At 69.0% G+C, this 18,234-nt stretch carries 24 protein-coding genes; 16 read left to right on the top strand and 8 right to left on the bottom strand.

The genetic code is table 11. The features are described from left to right. Nucleotides 1–18 precede the first annotated feature (18 nt). Entirely contained in the window at nt 19–846 is an 828-nt protein-coding gene (locus tag BM150_RS12265) for an SGNH/GDSL hydrolase family protein (protein WP_092927237.1), read from the bottom strand. A gap of 318 nt (nt 847–1,164) precedes the next feature. Here BM150_RS12265 and rocD point away from each other — a divergent pair, with 318 nt between their 5' ends. Continuing rightward, on the top strand, nt 1,165–2,406 hold the full coding sequence (gene rocD / locus BM150_RS12260) for an ornithine--oxo-acid transaminase (RefSeq protein ID WP_092927235.1): 1,242 nt from the start codon (nt 1,165–1,167) through the stop codon (nt 2,404–2,406). An 86-nt stretch (nt 2,407–2,492) separates the two neighbouring features. On the opposite strand, the gene zapE is transcribed toward rocD, so the two are convergent. Continuing rightward, on the bottom strand, nt 2,493–3,530 hold the full coding sequence (gene zapE / locus BM150_RS12255) for a cell division protein ZapE (protein ID WP_092927232.1): 1,038 nt from the start codon (nt 3,528–3,530) through the stop codon (nt 2,493–2,495). Between the two features lie 55 nt (nt 3,531–3,585). Here zapE and BM150_RS12250 point away from each other — a divergent pair, with 55 nt between their 5' ends. The 10 genes from BM150_RS12250 (at nt 3,586) to BM150_RS12205 (ending at nt 8,827) form a co-directional block, all read left to right on the top strand. Further along, on the top strand, nt 3,586–4,356 hold the full coding sequence (locus BM150_RS12250; RefSeq protein WP_092927230.1) for a pyrimidine reductase family protein: 771 nt from the start codon (nt 3,586–3,588) through the stop codon (nt 4,354–4,356). A 62-nt stretch (nt 4,357–4,418) separates the two neighbouring features. Further along, nucleotides 4,419–4,937, top strand: coding sequence for a sigma-70 family RNA polymerase sigma factor (locus tag BM150_RS12245; RefSeq protein ID WP_175496805.1), 519 nt, complete (start codon nt 4,419–4,421; stop codon nt 4,935–4,937). Continuing rightward, entirely contained in the window at nt 4,934–5,533 is a 600-nt protein-coding gene (locus BM150_RS12240; protein WP_092927226.1) for an anti-sigma factor family protein, read from the top strand. The genes BM150_RS12245 and BM150_RS12240 overlap by 4 nt, the downstream gene beginning before the upstream one ends. A 122-nt stretch (nt 5,534–5,655) precedes the next feature. After that, nucleotides 5,656–6,195 carry an Asp23/Gls24 family envelope stress response protein gene (locus BM150_RS12235; RefSeq protein ID WP_092927224.1) on the top strand — a complete coding sequence of 180 codons (540 nt, stop codon included), beginning with the start codon at nt 5,656–5,658 and terminating at the stop codon, nt 6,193–6,195. Between the two features lie 86 nt (nt 6,196–6,281). Further along, nucleotides 6,282–6,635: a hypothetical protein gene (locus tag BM150_RS12230; RefSeq protein WP_092927222.1), complete on the top strand. Its 354-nt coding sequence runs from the start codon at nt 6,282–6,284 to the stop codon at nt 6,633–6,635. Next, entirely contained in the window at nt 6,632–6,964 is a 333-nt protein-coding gene (locus BM150_RS12225; RefSeq protein ID WP_245755456.1) for a hypothetical protein, read from the top strand. The genes BM150_RS12230 and BM150_RS12225 overlap by 4 nt, the downstream gene beginning before the upstream one ends. Nucleotides 6,965–7,027: 63 nt before the next feature. Further along, complete coding sequence (locus BM150_RS12220; protein WP_092927220.1) at nt 7,028–7,207, top strand: DUF2273 domain-containing protein; 180 nt, start codon at nt 7,028–7,030, stop codon at nt 7,205–7,207. After that, on the top strand, nt 7,204–7,614 hold the full coding sequence (locus BM150_RS12215) for an Asp23/Gls24 family envelope stress response protein (RefSeq protein ID WP_245755455.1): 411 nt from the start codon (nt 7,204–7,206) through the stop codon (nt 7,612–7,614). Before BM150_RS12220 ends, BM150_RS12215 begins: the two co-directional genes overlap by 4 nt. Nucleotides 7,615–7,642: 28 nt before the next feature. Beyond that, nucleotides 7,643–8,176, top strand: coding sequence for a DUF6286 domain-containing protein (locus BM150_RS12210; RefSeq protein ID WP_092927218.1), 534 nt, complete (start codon nt 7,643–7,645; stop codon nt 8,174–8,176). A 24-nt stretch (nt 8,177–8,200) separates the two neighbouring features. Continuing rightward, nucleotides 8,201–8,827 (top strand): alkaline shock response membrane anchor protein AmaP, encoded by a 627-nt coding sequence (locus tag BM150_RS12205; RefSeq protein ID WP_092927216.1) that lies wholly within the window; start codon nt 8,201–8,203, stop codon nt 8,825–8,827. A 13-nt stretch (nt 8,828–8,840) separates the two neighbouring features. Here the strand turns inward: BM150_RS12205 and BM150_RS12200 are convergent, their stop codons facing one another. Beyond that, nucleotides 8,841–9,737 (bottom strand): EamA family transporter, encoded by an 897-nt coding sequence (locus BM150_RS12200; RefSeq protein WP_217641616.1) that lies wholly within the window; start codon nt 9,735–9,737, stop codon nt 8,841–8,843. A gap of 360 nt (nt 9,738–10,097) precedes the next feature. On the opposite strand from BM150_RS12200, the gene BM150_RS12190 reads away from it, so the two are divergent. From BM150_RS12190 to BM150_RS24920, 4 genes are all read left to right on the top strand, one after another. Continuing rightward, a complete protein-coding gene (locus BM150_RS12190; protein ID WP_092927212.1) occupies nt 10,098–11,648 on the top strand; it encodes an alpha/beta hydrolase in 1,551 nt (516 codons plus the stop codon). A gap of 578 nt (nt 11,649–12,226) precedes the next feature. Then, nucleotides 12,227–12,535 carry a hypothetical protein gene (locus tag BM150_RS12185; protein ID WP_092628576.1) on the top strand — a complete coding sequence of 103 codons (309 nt, stop codon included), beginning with the start codon at nt 12,227–12,229 and terminating at the stop codon, nt 12,533–12,535. A gap of 84 nt (nt 12,536–12,619) precedes the next feature. After that, nucleotides 12,620–13,048: a peptide-methionine (R)-S-oxide reductase MsrB gene (gene msrB / locus BM150_RS12180; RefSeq protein WP_092927210.1), complete on the top strand. Its 429-nt coding sequence runs from the start codon at nt 12,620–12,622 to the stop codon at nt 13,046–13,048. Continuing rightward, entirely contained in the window at nt 13,045–13,176 is a 132-nt protein-coding gene (locus tag BM150_RS24920; protein WP_281243690.1) for a hypothetical protein, read from the top strand. Before msrB ends, BM150_RS24920 begins: the two co-directional genes overlap by 4 nt. 34 nt (nt 13,177–13,210) lie before the next feature. On the opposite strand, the gene BM150_RS12175 is transcribed toward BM150_RS24920, so the two are convergent. Genes BM150_RS12175 through hemE form a run of 5 tightly spaced genes read right to left on the bottom strand, consistent with a single transcriptional unit; the run spans nt 13,211 to nt 17,158 of the window. Continuing rightward, a complete protein-coding gene (locus BM150_RS12175; RefSeq protein ID WP_092927208.1) occupies nt 13,211–13,615 on the bottom strand; it encodes a type II toxin-antitoxin system VapC family toxin in 405 nt (134 codons plus the stop codon). After that, entirely contained in the window at nt 13,612–13,848 is a 237-nt protein-coding gene (locus BM150_RS12170) for a FitA-like ribbon-helix-helix domain-containing protein (protein WP_092927206.1), read from the bottom strand. Before BM150_RS12170 ends, BM150_RS12175 begins: the two co-directional genes overlap by 4 nt. Before the next feature lie 49 nt (nt 13,849–13,897). Beyond that, nucleotides 13,898–14,596 (bottom strand): hydrogen peroxide-dependent heme synthase, encoded by a 699-nt coding sequence (gene hemQ / locus BM150_RS12165; RefSeq protein WP_092927204.1) that lies wholly within the window; start codon nt 14,594–14,596, stop codon nt 13,898–13,900. A 59-nt stretch (nt 14,597–14,655) separates the two neighbouring features. Next, entirely contained in the window at nt 14,656–16,065 is a 1,410-nt protein-coding gene (hemG, locus tag BM150_RS12160) for a protoporphyrinogen oxidase (protein WP_092927202.1), read from the bottom strand. A gap of 13 nt (nt 16,066–16,078) precedes the next feature. Next, the gene (hemE, locus tag BM150_RS12155; RefSeq protein ID WP_092927200.1) at nt 16,079–17,158 is read right to left on the bottom strand and encodes a uroporphyrinogen decarboxylase; all 1,080 of its coding nucleotides are present in this window, start codon (nt 17,156–17,158) and stop codon (nt 16,079–16,081) included. Between the two features lie 349 nt (nt 17,159–17,507). Between hemE and BM150_RS12150 the strand changes: the two genes are divergently transcribed. Further along, a complete protein-coding gene (locus BM150_RS12150) occupies nt 17,508–18,086 on the top strand; it encodes a DUF3000 domain-containing protein (protein WP_092927198.1) in 579 nt (192 codons plus the stop codon). Nucleotides 18,087–18,234 lie beyond the last annotated feature (148 nt).

Below are 18,234 nucleotides of genomic sequence, written 5' to 3'. Positions count from 1 at the left end.
TCCGGGAACTCCGAACGCTCAGCTCGCCAACTGGCTCTGCGTGGCGACGAAACCGGAAACATCGGGCAAGAAGCCCTGCTCGTGGCCGGTGGCGTTGGGGTGGAAGGACTCCTCGACCGGATAGGAGAGCCCGTTGATCCAGGGTTGCGCACCACACACGCCGTGTCCGGAGAAGTCGTCGCGCACGTCGAGGAACGAGAAACCGGCGGCCGCCGCCTGCTCGGCGATCACGCTGTCGAGCGTGTCGGCGGCGTCGTTGAGCCTGCCCCGCTCGAACTCGCTCAGCAGGGAAAGGCAGGGGCCGAGCTCGAACAACCTCGGATACCCCACGACGGCCACTCGGGCTTGCGGAGCCGCGGCGGCGATCGCGTCGTAGGTCTCGGCCAACTCGGCGGGAAGCTGTTGGGTGGCGTAGTTCTCCGCCTCGGTGACCGCGTCGTCACAGGTCTGGTCGCTGCCGGTGTTGCAGGTGGTGATCACATCGACGAATCCGGCGTCGTTGCCGCCGATCGAGACGGTGACCACATCGGTGCTCGCGCTCAGCGCGTTGACCTGCTCGTTCAGCACGTCCGGGGTCTGCGCCCCCGCGCACGCGGCGAAGTCCAGGGAATCGACCGTTCCCCGATCCGCCATCAGTCGCGGATAGGCCTGCGGGCTCCGCAGGCAGTCACCGCTCTCCGATGTGTAGTTTCCGATTCCCACGCCGGACGCGTAGGAGTCGCCGAGGGCCGCGTACTCGACCGGATCGGCGAGCTCGGTCGCGGCGCTCGCGGCGGGGGCCAGCAGTGGGAGCAGGGCGGCAGCCAGGACGGCGGAACAGCTGTTCGACAGCACGGATTTGCGCACGGATACCTCCGGTGGCCTTGATCGACCGTTCGTGATTATCAACACACCGAAGGTCACGAAAGGCGAACACGGGAAATCCGCCGGAATTGGCTGCGATCGTGTGAGAACCCCTCACCGGAAAGCCGGAACGGCCCGGAGCCCGTACGGAGCAGACCCGCGGCGAGGGAGGTACGGGAGGACAGGAGGCGGGACCTCCCCACTCCAGCGGGTGAAAGCGCGCAACGAAGACGTGCACACCGGAACCACGACGCAACGAACAACCAAAGGAAGCAATGTGTCGCGGCTGAAAGTGTTGCCGTGACGACATAGCCTGTTGCCATGACCGCGGCCGTACCGAGCGTGCGTGGCACGCCTACCGAGACATCCGAGTTCCTGGCACTGGACGAGACCTACTCCGCGCACAACTACCACCCGCTTCCGGTGGTGCTCTCGAAGGGCACCGGAGCGTGGGTGACGGACGTGGACGGTAACGACTACCTCGACTTCCTGGCAGGCTATTCGGCGCTGAACTTCGGGCACCGCCACCCGGACCTGATCGCTGCCGCGACGGAACAACTCGAGCGTGTGACGTTGACCAGCAGAGCGTTCCACCACGACCAGTTCGGGCCGTTCTGTCGGGAGCTGGCCGAACTGACCGGCACGGAAATGGTGCTGCCCATGAACTCCGGGGCCGAGGCCGTGGAGTCGGCGATCAAGGTCGCCCGCAAGTGGGCCTACCGGGTCAAGGGGGTCGCCGAGGACCGTGCGGAGATCGTCGTGGCTGGATCCAACTTCCACGGCCGCACCACCACGATCGTCTCGTTCTCCACCGACCCCGAGGCGCGCGCCGACTACGGCCCCTACACCCCCGGCTTCGTCGTCACCGATTACGGCGACGCCGCCGCGGTCGAGTCGGCGATCACCCCCAATACGGCTGCCGTACTCGTCGAACCCATCCAGGGCGAGGCGGGGGTGATCGTGCCCGAGCAGGGCTACCTGCGCGAACTGCGGAGGCTGTGCGACGACAACGACGTGCTGCTGATCGCGGACGAGATCCAATCGGGGCTGGCCCGCACCGGCGAGCTGCTGGCGACCTCGCACGAGGGGGTACACGCGGACCTCTACACCCTGGGCAAGGCTCTCGGCGGGGGGATCCTCCCCGTTTCCGCGGTGGTGGGAAGCCGCGCGGTACTCGGTGTGCTGCGTCCCGGGGAGCACGGCTCGACGTTCGGCGGCAATCCGCTGGCCTGTGCGGTGGGTCGGGCGGTGGTGAACCTGCTCTCCAGCGGATACTTCCAGGATCGGGCGCGCGAGCTCGGTGACCGGCTGCACGCCCGCTTGAACCAGCTGGTCGGTAACGGTGTTTCCGAGGTCCGAGGCCGGGGCCTGTGGGCGGGCGTCGACATCTCGCCGGGCGGTCCCGAGGGGCTCACCGCGGCCACGGAACTGATGCGGCGCGGTGTGCTCTGCAAGCAGACCCAGGAGAACACGCTGCGGATAGCCCCACCGCTGGTCATCACCCCGGAGGAGCTGGACTCCGGCCTGGACGCCGTGGCACACGTGCTCACCACCGAACGCTGACCGGACAGGCCGGACAGGGCGGACAGGGCGGACAGGGCGGACAGGGCAGGGCAGGCTACCGGTGAACCGGAGCCGCCCCGACCGGCTCAGGAGGTGGCCAGCTCCCTGGAGAGCGCGGTGAGCCTGCTCAGCGCACGCAGGTACTTCTTGCGGTAGCCGCCCGCCAGCATCTCCTCGCCGAACAGCACGGACAACGGCTCGCCGGAGACGCGCACCGGTACCGCGCGGTCGTAGAGCCGATCGGCGAGCGCCACCACCCGCAGCGCCACCCCCTGGTTCGGCACGGTGTGCACCCCGCTCAGGTGAACCGCGGTGACATCGTCGACCATTCGGCCGTACTTGGAGGGATGCACCCGCTGCAGGTGGGCGCACAGCTGTTCGAAGTCGTCGAAGGTGGCAGCGGGGGTGGCACGCGCCCGCTCGGCGAGTTCGGTCTCGTCGAGCGGTTCCGGTGGTTCGGGCTGATCGCGGTGCCGGTAGTCGGGGCCGTCGACGCGCACGACGCGGAACCGCTCGGCCATCGCGTGGATCTCCCGCAGGAAGTCCACTGCGGCGAACCTGCCCTCGCCCAGCTTGTCGGGCAGTGTGTTCGAGGTCGCGGCCACCCGCACGCCTGCGTCGGTGAGTCTGCTCAGCAGCTGGGTGACCAGCATCGTGTCCCCGGGGTCGTCGAGCTCGAACTCGTCGACGGCCAACAGTCGATGATCGGAGAGCCTGCGCACGGCCTCGTTGAAACCGAGCACACCCACGAGATTGGTCAGCTCGACGAACGTGGCGTAAGCCTTCGGCCGCTCGACCTCGTGCCAGAGCGAGGCGAGCAGGTGCGTCTTGCCCACCCCGAAGCCGCCGTCCAGGTAGAGCCCGGGCAGGCCACCGGAGCGGCCGTTCCTACCGCCCCGGCCGAACAGCGAGCGCAACCAGGAGCCTCCGCCGGAAGCGGAGCGTCCGGCATCGGCGGCGAACTCCCTGCAGGCGGCTACCGCCGCGGCCTGACTGGGCTCCGCCGGGTTGGGCAGGTAGTTGTCGAACCGTACTTCGTCGAAGCGCGGTGGAGGAGTCAGCGCGGCGACCAGTTCGTCTGAACCCAGCTCGGGATGGCGGTCGACCAGGCGCGGCATGCTCATGCTGGAACTGTAACCGGAGGCTCGTGGCTGCCCGTGGCCGTGCTGTGATGGAACCATGCAGCAGCTGTGGCCCGTTCCAGAGACGAAACAGGTGGACAGCGAGCCGGAAACGGCCGACGAGCTGGAAAGTTTCTACGAGTACCCATCGGAACTGAGCCGCCCGTGGGTGAGGGTGAACTTCGTCTCCAGCCTGGACGGCGCCGTGGCGGTGAACGGCGGTTCACGCGGGTTGTCCAGCCCCGTGGACCGACGCGTGCTCTCGCTGATCCGGGATCTCTCGGACGTCGTGCTGGTCGGGGCCGGAACCGCAGCGGCCGAGGGGTACCGGGGGTTGCGGCGCACCGAGGCGCGCACCAGACGACGCACCGAGCGCGGCCTGGGCGAAGTTCCCCCGATAGCGGTGGTCACCGGCAGCGGTTCGATCGACCCCGGCTCGCCGCTGCTCACCGACACGGTCGCCGCCCCGATCGTGCTCACCAGCGAGGCGGCGCCCGCTGAGCGCGTCGCCGCGCTGACCGAGGCGGGCGCCGACGTGGTGACGGCAGGGCGGAACGAGGTCGATCTCCCGACGGCCCTGCGGGAGCTGGCACGGCGCGGGCTGTACCGCATCGGTTGCGAGGGTGGTCCCGGCCTGTTCGGAGCACTGATCGCCGCTGACGTGGTCGACGAACTCTGCCTCACCGTGTCACCACTGCTGACCAGCGGGGACACCAGTAGGATCGCTACAGGCCCGGCGGCCGGAACACCGCGTGGCATGCGGCTGCTCTCGGCGCTGTACGCCGACGAATCGATGCTTCTGCTCCGCTACGGGAGACTGGCCGAGTGACCGACGGGGTCGATGCCGACCGACAGCTCGACGAGCGCGTCCGCGACGACAGCGCACTGCTCATGGCGGCCAGGAACGGCGACACCTCGGCGTTCGACTCCCTCGTTCGCACGCACACCGGCAAGCTCTACCGCGTGGCACTGCGGATCGTGGGCGATCCGGCTGAGGCGGAGGACGCCGTGCAGGACGCCTGGGTCTCGGCCTGGCGCTCGCTGGCCACGTTTCGCGGTGACTCCGCCGCGTCGACGTGGCTCTACCGGGTGGTCACCAACGCGGCACTGAGCCAGGTCCGCAAACGACGCCCCACGGTTCCGCTGGACCCGACCGACGAATCCATGACCCCGGTGGGGAATACGGGAAACCCGGAGGGGACGGCGTTACGCGAGGAGGAGACCAGACGAGTGCACGCGGCGATATCCCGCCTCGAACCCTCCCAACGACTGCCACTGGTGCTGCGTGAGCTCGAGGGGATGAACTACGAGGAGGTCGCCGAAGTGCTGGAGGTGAACGTCACCGCGCTGCGGTCTCGGCTCCACCGGGCACGTCTGGCACTGTTGGCCGAATTGAAGGAGGTGCCTTGAACGAAGAGAGCTTCGCTTCGGATCGGCGCCTGCCCTGCGGTCAGCGTGTCGGCGCGCTGATCGGATATCACCTGGACGGTGTACCCCCAGAATTCGAGGAGCACCTGCGGGACTGTCCGCACTGTCGGGCGGAGCTGGCGGAGATATCCCGGCGCTGGCGACCCGTGCGACGACTGGCACGGAGTCACGCGGTTGCCTCGAACGACCTGGTGGACCGAACGCTGACCACCCTGCGCGGACTGCGCGACAGGCACGGTGGCCAACCGCTGGAACTGTCACAGGAGCACGGCAAACTGCTCATCCAGGCAGCGGCCACGCTGAGCCTGACGCGACGACTGAGCGCGGAGGTCCTGGATGACTTCTCCGGCATGGCGGTGCGCTCGTGCCTGATGGCGGACGAGGCGGTGCGCGTCGATCTGGTGGCCGCCTACCCGACGGCCGCTCACGAGTTACTGGCCGAGATCCGGCGCAGGCTGGTGGCCGCGCTGCACGGCTATCTCGGCGCGGGCACCCCGGATGTCTCCGTACGGCTGGCCGATGTCGTTCCACCGTGGGACGGAACCGGAGAAGAAACCGACAGTCCCCCAATCGGGTGATAACGCGTGTCGGGCCGGAAGACCGGGGCACGAATTAGCATCTGATCGGGTACCAGTCCACACCGACGAGCCCCGTCATCAGCTCGGAGACGGGGCGACCGGTGTTTCCGAAAGGAGTCGGCATGACACAGTCGGGCAGCAGCTCCACCCGTTCGAGCAAGTCGGAGTCCACGCAGTCGGAACAGCCGGGCGGCAGGGACGTGACCGGTATCCCGGAGTCCCGTTCGCCGGACACACCCGCGCGCCTGGCGGACGACACCTCGCAGGGCAGGACCAGCATCTCCTCCTCGGTGGTGCAGAAGATCGCCGGAATCGCCGCACGGGAGATCTCCGGGGTGTACTCGATGGGTGGCGGCGTGTCACGCGCTTTCGGTGCCCTGCGGGAACGCATCCCCGGCGGCACCGGGAGTTCGAACGTTTCGGGCGTGCAGGTGGAGGTCGGGGAACGCCAGGCCGCTATCGACCTGGACATCGTCGTGGAGTACGGTGCCGCGATCGTGGATCTCGCCCGTGCGGTACGTCGCAATGTGATCCAAAGTGTGGAACGCATGTGCGGCTTGGAGGTGACCGAGGTCAACATCTCGGTCAACGACATCCACCTCCCCTCCGATGAGGATGAGGAGACCACCCAACAGAACGGGACGGGATCACGAGTGCAGTGACCGGCTGAGCGATGGCTCTGCCCGGTGTCCCCGTCCGAGGACGTTGTGCGTCCCGAACCACGTCACAACAGCACGGGAGCACGAGGATGACCACGGAAAACGAGACCGCACGGGAGCACGAGCACGTCGCCGAGCGGATAGCGGCAGCGGCCCTCGAGCACCCCTGCGTGGTTCGGCTGGACGGCGGGGAGCACGGAATCGTCGCCACCCACCTGCCCGGGCGACGGGTGACCGGCGTCCGAACCACCTCGGACACCGGCGAGGCGACCGAGGTGTGTGTCGTGCTGCTGCTGCGACGTCCCGTTCCCGAGCTCGTGGCCGAGATCCGGGAGAGGATACGCGAAGTGACCGGTGAAACGAGGATCGACGTGACCGTCGCGGACGTGCTCGCACCGGAACACGAACCGGAGTCGAACCGCGGTGCGGGTGAGACGAGGTGATCGGTTCGCGCCGGGGTTCGGATTCGCATCGGGGTTCGGACTCGCGCGGCACCCCGGACGACGCCAGGGAAGCGCGGGTCCGACTGCGGGAGTTCGTACGTGCGAACCATCCCGACGTCGGTGGTGATCCCGAAGTCTTCGCCGCCGGTGTCGCGGAACTACAGTCGGCACGGGACGGAGTGCGCTCGCCGAGCGAAACACCGAATACCCTGCCCGGCGAACGGGGAGACGGACCGGTGGTGCTCGTGCGTCGACACGGTCTGCGCGGGCTGCTGGCCCGAATACGGGAATGGCGAGCACGCCGCGGGCGCGGTCCGCGAGTCGTATGACCGCGGCGGTCACGTACCGACCGAACACACGCCGGCTCGAGGGACTAATAGGAAGGTTGTGCCATGAACGCGACACAGACCGGCTTGATCGCCGGGCTGATTCTCGGCGTAGCGGTTACCACTGGTGGTTTCACCGCCTTTCTGATCACGTTGGCGGTCGGTCTGATCGGCTTCGCGGTGGGCCGGTTCGTGGACGGCGACATGGAGTTCGGTGACCTGCTCGGACGGGGCAAGGACCGGTGACCGGGACAGTGGGCACCGCCGAGAGCACCGCGACGACACGTTCCGAGCGCGGCAGTGTCACCGAGCCGGCGGAACGCGGTGGACTGCGGATCGACCGGGGAGTGCTGCGCAGGATCGCCGAACACGCGGCGGACTCCGTGCCGAACTGTGTCCGGCTGCGACGGCGCGTGGCGGGGCTCGGTACGGGCGAGCACGGAGCGACGGCACGGTTGGCCGGTCCGGAGCGACAGTTGCGGATACGTCTGGAACTCGCGCTGCGTTATCCGGCACCGATCGCCGAGACCGTGAGCGCCGTTCGCGAACGGGTACGCACCGAGCTGGAACGCATGGCGGACTGCCGGGTCGCCACGGTGGACGTCACGGTCACCGCGCTGGTGCCGCACCCCACCGCCCCACGAGTGGAGTAGCCGCTCACACTGGAAGGACTGCCGATCGATGCGTGCGTTCGTTCGAATCCTCACCACGCTGTTGGGACTGCTGTTCCTGGCCGCTGGTCTGCTGCTGGTGGTCGAAGCGGTACGCGCCGCCGTCTCCACCGGAGCGGACCCGCTGCTGGTGGACCGTGCCACCCTGCGAGACGAACTGGCCGGAGTCTCCTGGCGGGACACCCTGGTGCGAACGGGGGCGGCCGTCACCGTCGTGCTCGGCCTGTTGCTGATTTTCGTGGCCTCCCGGGCGGGCAGGGGAGACATCAGACTGCACGATCCCGCGCCGGAGGTGGTGGTGGTCACCCGTCCTCGGTCACTCGCACGGCTGGTCGGCCACCGGATCAGGGAACAGGACGGGGTGGCACGCGCGTCCGTGGTCGCGCGCCGCAAAGCGGTGCGGGTGAACGCGGTCAGCCAATTCACCGAGGTCGGTGACCTCGAACCCAGACTGCGGGAGACCGCTCGTGCCGCGACGGAGGAACTGCCGCTGGTCACGCCCCCGAAGGTCTCGGTCGCGGTCAAACCGACGAAACAGCGATGACCACAAGGCTGTCGAGGAGCGATCATGGCGGTTGAGCAGTCGAGCGCACCGCGACACACCGAGCGGACCGCGAACCGGCTGGGACGCTCGCTGACCTTCGAGCGGGCGATCGTTCACGTGGTCGGGACGCTGGCGGTGCTGGCGGGTGCGCTGACACTGCTGGTGGGCTCGGGTGTTCTCGGGGTGTACCGGGCGGGCCGCCCGGTGCTGGACCCGCTGCTGGAACAATGGATCCGGGACAATCCCCGGTTGAGTCTCACGGCGGTGGCCGTGCTGGGCGTGCTGCTGGTGCTGCTGGGACTCTGGTGGCTGATCCACGCGTTGCGTCCGGAGAACCGCCCGGACATCCACATCGGCGGCGGCGCCACGGGAACCACCTCGCTCACCGGGACGGCGTTCACGGACGCGGTGCGAACCGACGCGCGCGAGGTCAGCGGTGTGACCCGAGCACGGGTGCGTACCACCGGCACCGCCGAGAACCCCGGACTGCGGATGGTGCTGTCGTTGCAGCACGGCACCGATGTCCGTCAGGTCTGGGAGGAACTGGACGAGAAGGTGCTCTCCCGAGCCCGCGAGGCGCTCCGTGTCGAGACGCTGCCGACCGTTGTCCGGCTGAACCTGGACAGCTCACCGGCGCAACGCGTGCGGTGAGAAGTCCCGACGCTCAAGCTCGTGCACCACCGCGAGTCGCTCCGATCGAGGCGAGCACCACGCACAGCACCGCGAGCCACTGTCCCGCGCCGAGCGCCTCCCGCAGCACCACCAGCCCGGCCAGGGCTGCCACGGCGGGCTCCAGACTCATCAGCACCCCGAAGACCCGCGGTGGGATGCGGCGCAGCGCCTCCAGCTCCAGCGAGTAGGGCACGACGGAGGACATCAGGGCGACCACCAGTCCCACGGCCAGCACGTGCGGATCGAGCAGTGCGGTGTTCGACTCGACCACCCCGAACGGGAGCACCAGCACCGCGCCGACCGCCATCCCGACGGCGAGCCCACCCCCGCCCGTGGTGCGGTCACCGAGTTTGGCACCCATCAGGATGTAGCCCGCCCAGAACACCGCCGCCAGCAACGCGAAGGCGACCCCCAGCGGATCGAGTCCGCCCTCCACGCGGGAGAGCAGCAGGACGCCGGTGGCGGCGAGCAGCGCCCAGACCACGTCGAGCTTGCGGCGGGAACCGAAAACCGCGACCGACAACGGCCCCAGGAACTCGATGGTGACGGCGATACCCAGCGGAATCCGCTCGAAAGCGTGGTAGATGCTGGTGTTCATTCCGGCGAGCATCGCGCCGTATCCGGCGATGACCAAAAAGGTCCTGCGGTCCATCCGCAACGCGGGACGCCACACCAGCAGCAGCACCAGCGCGGCGAAGGTGAGTCGGATCGCGCTCACGCCGAACGCACCGGCCATGGCGAACAGCTGCTTGGCGAAGGCGGCACCGACCTGCAAACTGATCATGCCGGTGACCACGAGCACGGGCGGGGGCACGGCCCCGAAAGCACGGGTGGCCAGCGCGCCGAACCGTCCTTCGGGATGCCGACCGGCTGACGAGGCCTCGTCCAGTTGTGCCACGGTCGCGTTCCATTCCTGTCCGAATCGATGCCGCACGGGTCGACGACGTTCGCCCCCACCGGTGGTCCGCGCGGGTACCCGTCTCGCGGAACACGGGGAATCCCCGTTCCGCCTCGGTGGTGCTGTCCCGCTGCCGGGACGTGGAAAGCGCCACGAGCGGTGGGTGCGGTCGGTGCTGCCGGAGGACCGGCCGGACGGCAGACTACTGCAACACCGCCCTACCGGTACCACCGACGTGACCGCCGCGACCGTTAACCCACTTCTCACACCGACCGTGCGATGATTCCCGGAGTGCACAGGGGAGGGAAGGCGCCCGTCCGAGTCAGCACACCGCGCCGAGAAGGAGTTCACGTGCCGCGCGTCATCGGCAGAGTCGGTGTCATCCTGCTGCTTCTGGTGCTCACGGCGTGTTCCGCGGGACCGTCCGACCGTCCGGCCGTGGCCTATCGGGACGACGGGAACTCCGGTGCGCGAACCCCGCGGAACTCCGAGCCACGAACCGTGCCGCCGCTGGGGCCGTCGAGCCACAACGCGCTGGACTGGTCGGACTGCACCGCCGCGACCAAAAGCGAGCTTGATTCGAGCCACTCCCCCGGCGACATGCGGTTCTCGTGCACTAGCCTGCTGACCAGCACCGATCCTCCCGGGGCCGTGCGCGGTGGCACCACACGGATCGCGCTGCTGACCGCCGGCTCCGGTGACGTCCCGCTGGTGGTGGTCAACGACATCCGCGGCGCACCGGGAACGACCTTCGCCGCGCGCCTCGCCACGCGGCTGCCCGAACGGATGCTGCGCGAGTTCAGGATCATCGGAATGGACCGCCGGGGCACCGGGGATTCCGATCCGGCGAACTGCGTACCCGAGCGGGAACGCGAGGCCATAACTCGGTTCGACTCCCGAGCGACCGACGACGCGGCGTTGGACGGGTTGTTGGAATCGGTGCGTACGGCCAGCCAGAAGTGCCTGTTGGAGCTGGAACGACGAGCCCAGACCTACGACACGCGCCACGCTTCGAACGACCTGGAGGAACTGCGACTGCAACTCGGCGTTCCCCGACTGCACGCCATCGGCCGTGGCGAGGGGTCGCGCGTGCTGAGCGTCTACGCACGTGACTATCCGAACAACGTGGGCAGGATGGTCTTCGACGGTGCCCCGGACCCGACGCTGAAAACCCTGGCGCAGCTGAAACGGCGCGCCGACGGCGCCGAGCGGACCTTCGACGTGTTCGCCGCGACGTGCCGCGACGCCGACGAGTGCGCGCTGGGGGACTCGCCGAGGCAACGGCTGGACTCGCTCATCGAACGCACTCGCGGACAGGCCCTGCCGACGGACGGCGGAGCACCGCTCACCTCGGGGGAACTGACCAGAGCGGTGCTGCACGGTCTGGGGAACCGGGATGACTGGCCCCGATTGACGCGGGCCATCGCGGCGGCCGAGGACGGCGACGGCAGCGCGTTGGCGGGCTTCATCCGGAATTCCGAGGTCGGGGCCGACCGGCTGGGACAGCGCATGGTGACACGCTGCAACGACACGATGTTGCGGCTCCCGCCGGAGCGAGCGCGCGACATCGCCGAGGAATGGGTCGACAGCAGACCACTCTTCGGCGGCGTGTTCGCACAACGACTGATCAGGTGCTCGACATGGCCCAGACCGCAACAGGCGATGCCTTCGCCCGGCAACGGTCGACTGCCACGTATACCGGTGATAGCCACCGAGAACGATCCCCTGACCCCCGCGACCGGCAGTGAGAACATGGCCGCCACGCTGCCCAACGGCAGCAAGGTGAGCTGGCTGGGAAGCGGGCGCGGTGCGCTGGGGCGGTCCGACTGCGTCACGGAACTCGTCAGCGGATTCCTGGTCGAGGGCGAGGTTCCGCCCCGCGACGCGGCCTGTCCGGCGTGATGCCGCGCCCGGGGAGCGGAATCCCCCGCGGGTTCGCTCGCGGTGCCCTCGCGAACAAGGCCCGACGTGGCGTATTCGACCACTCGACGTCGGGCCTCCCCGTAGCGAGGGCGGACGGCGGGGTTCCGCTCCGCGAGCACATGCGGAACCCGGGGCCGCGGGGTCCCGTCAGCAGCTGCTGCAGCACCCGCAGGAGGGGCCACTGCAACTGGCGCAGCAGCTGCACCCACCGAACTGTGTCTCCGTCGCGGTCTGTGCCACGGCTTGCTCCATGACGGCCTCCTGATCGCAGGAACATCGACACGTCGATGCTGCCCCGCCGTCCGCGCCACGGATACCGCTGGACGGGCGACACCCGCGATCGAACACCATTTCCCGTTCGGCACCGGCGCTTCGTCGGTGCCCGTCCCAGCCGATCAGCCGCGCGCCCACCCGATCAGCCGCGGGAGGTTCCGCCCGTACCGGAACGGGAGAACCGCTTGAACGAAGTCCGACAGCGGCTTTCCGAACCGATCAGGTGGCTCCGGTGAACGTTCGATACGGGCGCGTGGAAGAGCACGGAGGGTTACCGTGGAGACATGTCACGCGCCGAGCACGGCGAACCGGACGAGCCGGCCGGCCGTTTCGCCGACGACCTGATCGGACTGGACCCGCACGACCCGGAGGCGCAGGCGTTCGCCGCGCATCTGGACCGGATGCAGCACTGCGGTTCCCGAGCGACCGTCGAGGGCATGTTGCAGGGGGTCGGCGACTTCGCGCAGAGCGCGAACCGACTGCGGGGTGAGCGGAGACTGCTCGCCGTCGTCGTGGTCACGCTGATCCTGCTGGGAGTGGCCTTCACGATATGGAACGCCCTGGTCTTCATGGTGGCGGCGTTCTCCGGGTGACTCCCGCCACCCGATGGGTCCCGCCTCCCGGTGGAGCGCGCCTCCTCCGGTGCCGCCGCACTCGCGCGGAATTATCGTGGGGGTATGGATCCGGTAGTGGGAAGCACCCCCAAGGTCGTCAAGTCGGAACAGCAGTGGCGGGAGCGACTCGACCAGGACGAGTACGCCGTGCTGCGCCAGGGAGCCACCGAAGCGCCGTACAGCGGTGACTACGTGGAGGAGAAGACCCAGGGCGTCTACGAGTGCCGTGCTTGTGGCGCCGAACTGTTCCGCAGCGGCACCAAGTTCGAGTCGCACTGCGGCTGGCCCTCGTTCTGGGACCCCAGCGACTCGGAAGCGGTCCTGCTCCGGGAGGACCGCTCGCACGGCATGGTGCGCGTGGAGGTGCTTTGCGCCTCCTGCCACAGCCACCTCGGCCACGTGTTCGAGGGAGAGGGCTATCCCACCCCGACCGACCAGCGCTACTGCATCAACTCCATCGCACTGCGGCTGGAGCCGGACGAGAACGCTTGACCGAAGCGACCGAGCAGGCGGGGCGGAACTCCGGCCGGGGTCGACGCGTCCGGGAGGTGAAGCAGCGGGCGCTGCCCCCGCTGCCGGTGATCGCGATCTCGGCCGGGGCGATGCGGGGAACGTGGTGAGAGTCCATGCCGTCCTCCGACCGATCGACAACGCTCACGCGACGAGCTCGACGGCAGAGGACAGTCCGGGTGCTCTGGCAAGACGCGCGTCGGCGGTCAGCAGGGGCACGTCCAGGGTGGTAGCCAACGCGACGTAAAGAGCATCGTAGAAGGTAACCGCACCGCGCAGTGACCAGGCCATCTCGGCGAGTGGCCCGACGTGCGGGTAGCGTTGATCAGCTACATGTCTGCTCGCGCGCAGCGCTGCGTGAGCGGACTCCTGGTCCAGCTCCCCTCGCAGCTCCTTACGTCGCAGGACGTTGCCCACTTCGGCGTCGAACTGATGAGGGACATGGCACTCGAGTTCGGGAAGGCGCATTCGGAAGGACCGCGCGGCGGATTCGGAGCTCGTGAGAGCGAGAAGCGCCGCTGAAGCATCGATGACGACCAATGACGTCATCGACGATCGGCTTCCCGGTCCTCGACGATGCTGTCCACTGTCACACCGGTCCCGGTGTTCGTCTCCAGCACTCGCTCCATCGTCGCCAGAACCTCCGCCTTCGGAGTTCTCGACGCCTCCTCTTCCAACACACCACGTAGATACGCCTGCAGCGACTGACCCGACGCACGAGCCCGGGTGCGGTGAACCTCGTAAGCGCGTTCGGAGAGATCGCGAACTTGTATGGTCGCCATAGCACAACAGTAGCGCTGAATCAGCGCAAAATCAATTCAGCGCCGGAGCTCACGGCAGCCGCGCGACCAGGTCCTCCGCCCCGACTCGCGGTCCGGTGTAGAACGGGGTCTCCTCGCGCACGTGCAGCCGAGCCTGGGTGGCGCGCAGGTGGCGCATCAGATCGACGAGCCGGTGGAGCTCGTCGGCCTCGAAGGACAGGATCCACTCGTAGTCGCCCAGCGCGAAGGCGGGAACGGTGTTGGCCCGCACGTCCGGGTAGTCCCTGGCCTCCTTGCCGTGCTCGACGAGCATGTCCCGCCGCTCATCGTCCGGGAGCAGGTACCACTCGTAGGAGCGCACGAACGGATAGACGCACACGTAGGCACGCGGATCCTCGCCTGCGATGAACGCGGGCACGTGGCTCTTGTTGAACTCGGCGGGACGGTGCACGGCCACATTGCTCCACACCGGTTCGCTGGCCCGGCCGAGCGGAGTCTCGCGCCGGAAGTCCGAGTAGGCCGCCTGCAGGTCCTCGATCCTGGAGGCGTGCCACCAGATGAGGAAGTCGGCGTCGGCGCGCATGCCGGAGACGTCGTAGACGCCACGCACCACGAGGTCCGAGGACTCCTCGAGCCCTTCCAGGAACTGCCTGGTGCTCGCCCCGGCCTTCTCCCTGTCCTCGGGAAGTTCCCCGGCGCGGACGCGGAACACCGACCACATGGTGTAGCGGATCGTATCGTTCAACTCGGCGTAGTTCAGGCGGGCCATGCCGACCAGTCTGCCACCGTTCGTGCGCCCCGAGGCGGACAGGTGGGCGGGTGTGTGCCTCAGGTCGCGGCCAGCTGTTCCGCGATCACGGACGCGGCCGACTCACCGGTGCCGACGCAGGCGGGAACCCCGACGCCGTGCAGCGCGGCGCCCGCCACTGCCAGTCGCGGTGTCCGCGAGACGGCGTCCTCGATACCGGCGACGACCTCGGAGTGCCCCACGCCGTACTGCGGCAGCCCACCGCCCCAACGAACGACACGGCTCTGCGAAGGCGCGGCGGTCACTCCGGTGAGTTCGGCCAGATCGGCGCGTACCCGGCGCAGCAGCTCGTCGTCGTCCGGCCGCAGTTCGGCGGGGTCTCCCCTGCCGACCGAGGCCCGGACCAGCGACTCCCCCTCACCACCGCGCAGATGCGGCCACTTGCGACTGGAGAAGGTGAACGCCTTCGCGGTGAACGGAGTCCCGTCCGCGTGACGCTCGCCACGGGCGATGAGCACTCCGGAGGCCGCGGGCAGCTCGACGTGGGACGGCAGCGCCAGTCCGATCACGGCCATGGAGGCGAGTCGGAGGCGACCGAAGCCGTCGGCGGCGTCCGGAACGGGGTCGGCGAGCAGCTTGCGGGCGGCGGGAGCGGGCACGGCCAGCACGACCGCGTCCACATCGAGCGTTCGGGGACTCGGGGCGGAACCGATGGCCAGGTTCCAGCCCCGGGACAACGGACGCAGGGCACGGACCGGCAGGCCGAGCTCGAAACTCGCTCGCGAGCGCTTCCGCAGTTCGTCGAGCAGCGTGTCGTAGCCCCGCCGGAACGCCCCGAACACGGGCGGTCTGTCCGTACCGGGCGGGGACGGTTCCGGCATGGCCGCGTTGACGGCGGCCGTCAGCGACTCGGCGCCCGCGTCCAGCGCGTTCGCCAGCGCGGGCATGGTGGCGCGCAGCCCCAGGGCGTCGGCCGATCCCCCGTAGACCCCGCCGAGCAGCGGCTCCACGAGTCGTTCGACGACCTCGTGGCCGAGCCGTTCCCGCAGCAGAGCACCGACCGAGGCATCGCCACCGGACAACCGCAGCGGTTCGAGTGACTCCTCCCGCTCCACGGCACGCACGCCGCTCTTCGAGAGGACCCCGCTGACGGCCCGTCCGGAGGCGGGGACCCCCATGAGCATCCCCGCGGGCAGCGAACGACTCCCTCCCCCGGCACGCACCGTCGCCGAGGCGGAACGGGGATGAACCAGCTCGTCGTCCAGCCCGAGCTCAGCGGCCAGTCGGGTGACTTCCGGACGCCGCGCCAGGAACGCCTCGGCGCCGAGGTCGTAGCCGCGATCGGCGAGCCGAGCGGTGTAGAGCTTGCCGCCGGTTCGCTCGGCCTGGTCGAACACGACGATCTCGGCGTGCTCCCCCAGTAGCTTCCGCAACCGGTGTGCGGCGGTCATCCCGGCCACACCGCCGCCGATCACAGCGACTCTGGACATGCTTCCGCTCCGGTCAGTCTCGGCGGGAGTGCACGAACTCGACGAGCCTGGTCAACACTTCGGGATCGGTGTCGGGCAGTACGCCGTGCCCGAGGTTGAAGATGTGGCCACCGGCCGACTCGCCCTCCGCGAGGATCCGTTCCGTCTCGCCGCGCACGGACTCCCAGTCCGAGAACAGCACCGCCGGGTCGAGATTTCCCTGCAGCACCGGGCGCGAGGGCCGCAGCGGATCGATCCGCGACGCGGCCGTGTCCAACGGGACCCGCCAGTCGACCCCCGTCACGCTGGCGCCGGCCTCGTGCATCGCTCCGAGCAGTTCACCCGTCCCCACCCCGAAATGGATCCGCGGCACCTCGCCGCCGGTGTACTCGGCTATGCCCCGCAGGATCCGGCTGGTGTGCGGCTGCACGTAGGTGACGTAGTCACGAGGGGAGAGCGCGCCCGCCCAGGAGTCGAACAGCTGAATCGCGTCGACCCCGGCGTCGACCTGCACCCGCAGGAATTTCAGCGTGGTCTCGGCGAGTTTGCCGAGCAGCGCGTGCCAGGTTTCCGGGTCGGAGTGCATGAGCGCCTTGGTTCGCTCGTGGTTGCGACTCGGACCGCCCTCGACGAGGTAGGACGCCAGTGTGAACGGGGCCCCCGCGAACCCGATGAGCGGGGTGTTCCCCAGCTCACCGAGCAACAGCCGGATCGCCTCGGCCACCCCTTCGACGTGCTCGGTCTCCAGTTCGGGCAGGGCAGCCACGTCGGCGGCACCGCGCACCGGCTGGTTGACCACCGGACCGGTGCCGGAGACGATGTCCAGCCCCACCCCGGCGGCGTAGAGCGGAAGCACGATGTCGCTGAACAGGATCGCGGCGTCCACGCCGTGCCTGCGGACGGGTTGCATCGTGATCTCACAGACCAGTTCGGGCGTGAGACAGGCCCGCAGCATGGGAACGCCTTCCCGGACCCTGCGGTACTCCGGCAGCGAACGCCCCGCCTGGCGCATGAACCACACGGGGGTGTGTTCGGGGGTTCCGCCGTTCGCGGCCACCAGCAACGGAGCATCGTCGAGCCCGCGCCGGTTGGAGACGTGCGTGGGATGGGTCATCGGAATCCTCCGCCGATTCGAAGGGATCAGGGGCGCCGTAGGGCCGACTCCGGGCCCCGGCCGCCGACATGACGAACTGTCGCGGAGCCGGAAGGACCACGTCCGGACAAGCGCATGGAGCTCCTCGGAAGTCCTCGCGGGACGGCTTGAGCGGGTGGCCGGGTAACGGCACGCCGACCGACGTCTCGGGCACGCCGGAGCCCCTCCACCCGGGTGGTCGGATCCGCCTGGGACGGATCCGACCTCATGTTCGCACGCCGTGCGAGGAAGCCGAGCGTCCGGTCCACTGTCCGTGATCTCCGGCGTGGCGTCGCCACGTGGTTGCGAACAGGTCTTACAGTCACCTGCTGTGACCGAGATGTCGGCTGTTCCCATGGTTTTTCGGGACGCGGTGGCAACACTGCAGGCCCCACCTCCCCGCAGGGAGATAGAGCTCAGCGAGATACGTCCGCCGAAGCGGCTGGCTCCGTGGACCTACGCGCTGGCGGCCGAGACGAGCGGTCCCGAGGGCACGGCCGTCACGGCCCGACTCGTACTGCTGCACGACCCGGAGGGACAGCCCTCGTGGGAAGGTGTGCTGCGGCTGGTCCTCTACCTGCGGGGCGATGTGGGAAGCGACCTGGCCGGTGACCCCGGGCTGGCCGAGCTCGGTTGGTCGTGGCTGACGGAAGCGCTGCACTCGTGCCGCGCCGACCACACGGCGCTGGGTGGAACGGTTACCGCGACCTGCTCGGCCAGGTTCGGTGACATAGCGGAGCCGGCGCGCGAGCACGAACTGGAGCTGCGGGGTTCCTGGACTCCTTCGGACAGCGAGCTGACCGCGCACGCGCGCGCGTTCCAGGAAGTGATCGGTACCGCGGCCGGGCTGCCGCCGGTCGGCGTGAGCGTGTTGGGCAACCGGACGGCGGAGCGCCGCAGGCACGGCTGAACGCCTCCGGCGAGTGAATCGCTGCCACCCGGGGGCCTGCCTACTGGGGTCTGTCGGCTGGGGTCTGTCGACTGGGGTCTGTCGACTGGGACCTGCCGACCGGGGCTCCCGCCGAGTGGGGCACCTCTCGGACGGTCACTCACACGGC

The organism is Actinopolyspora alba, assembly GCF_900112765.1.
GTDB lineage: Bacteria > Actinomycetota > Actinomycetes > Mycobacteriales > Pseudonocardiaceae > Actinopolyspora > Actinopolyspora alba.
This window is presented reverse-complemented; position numbering and strand designations above follow the sequence as displayed.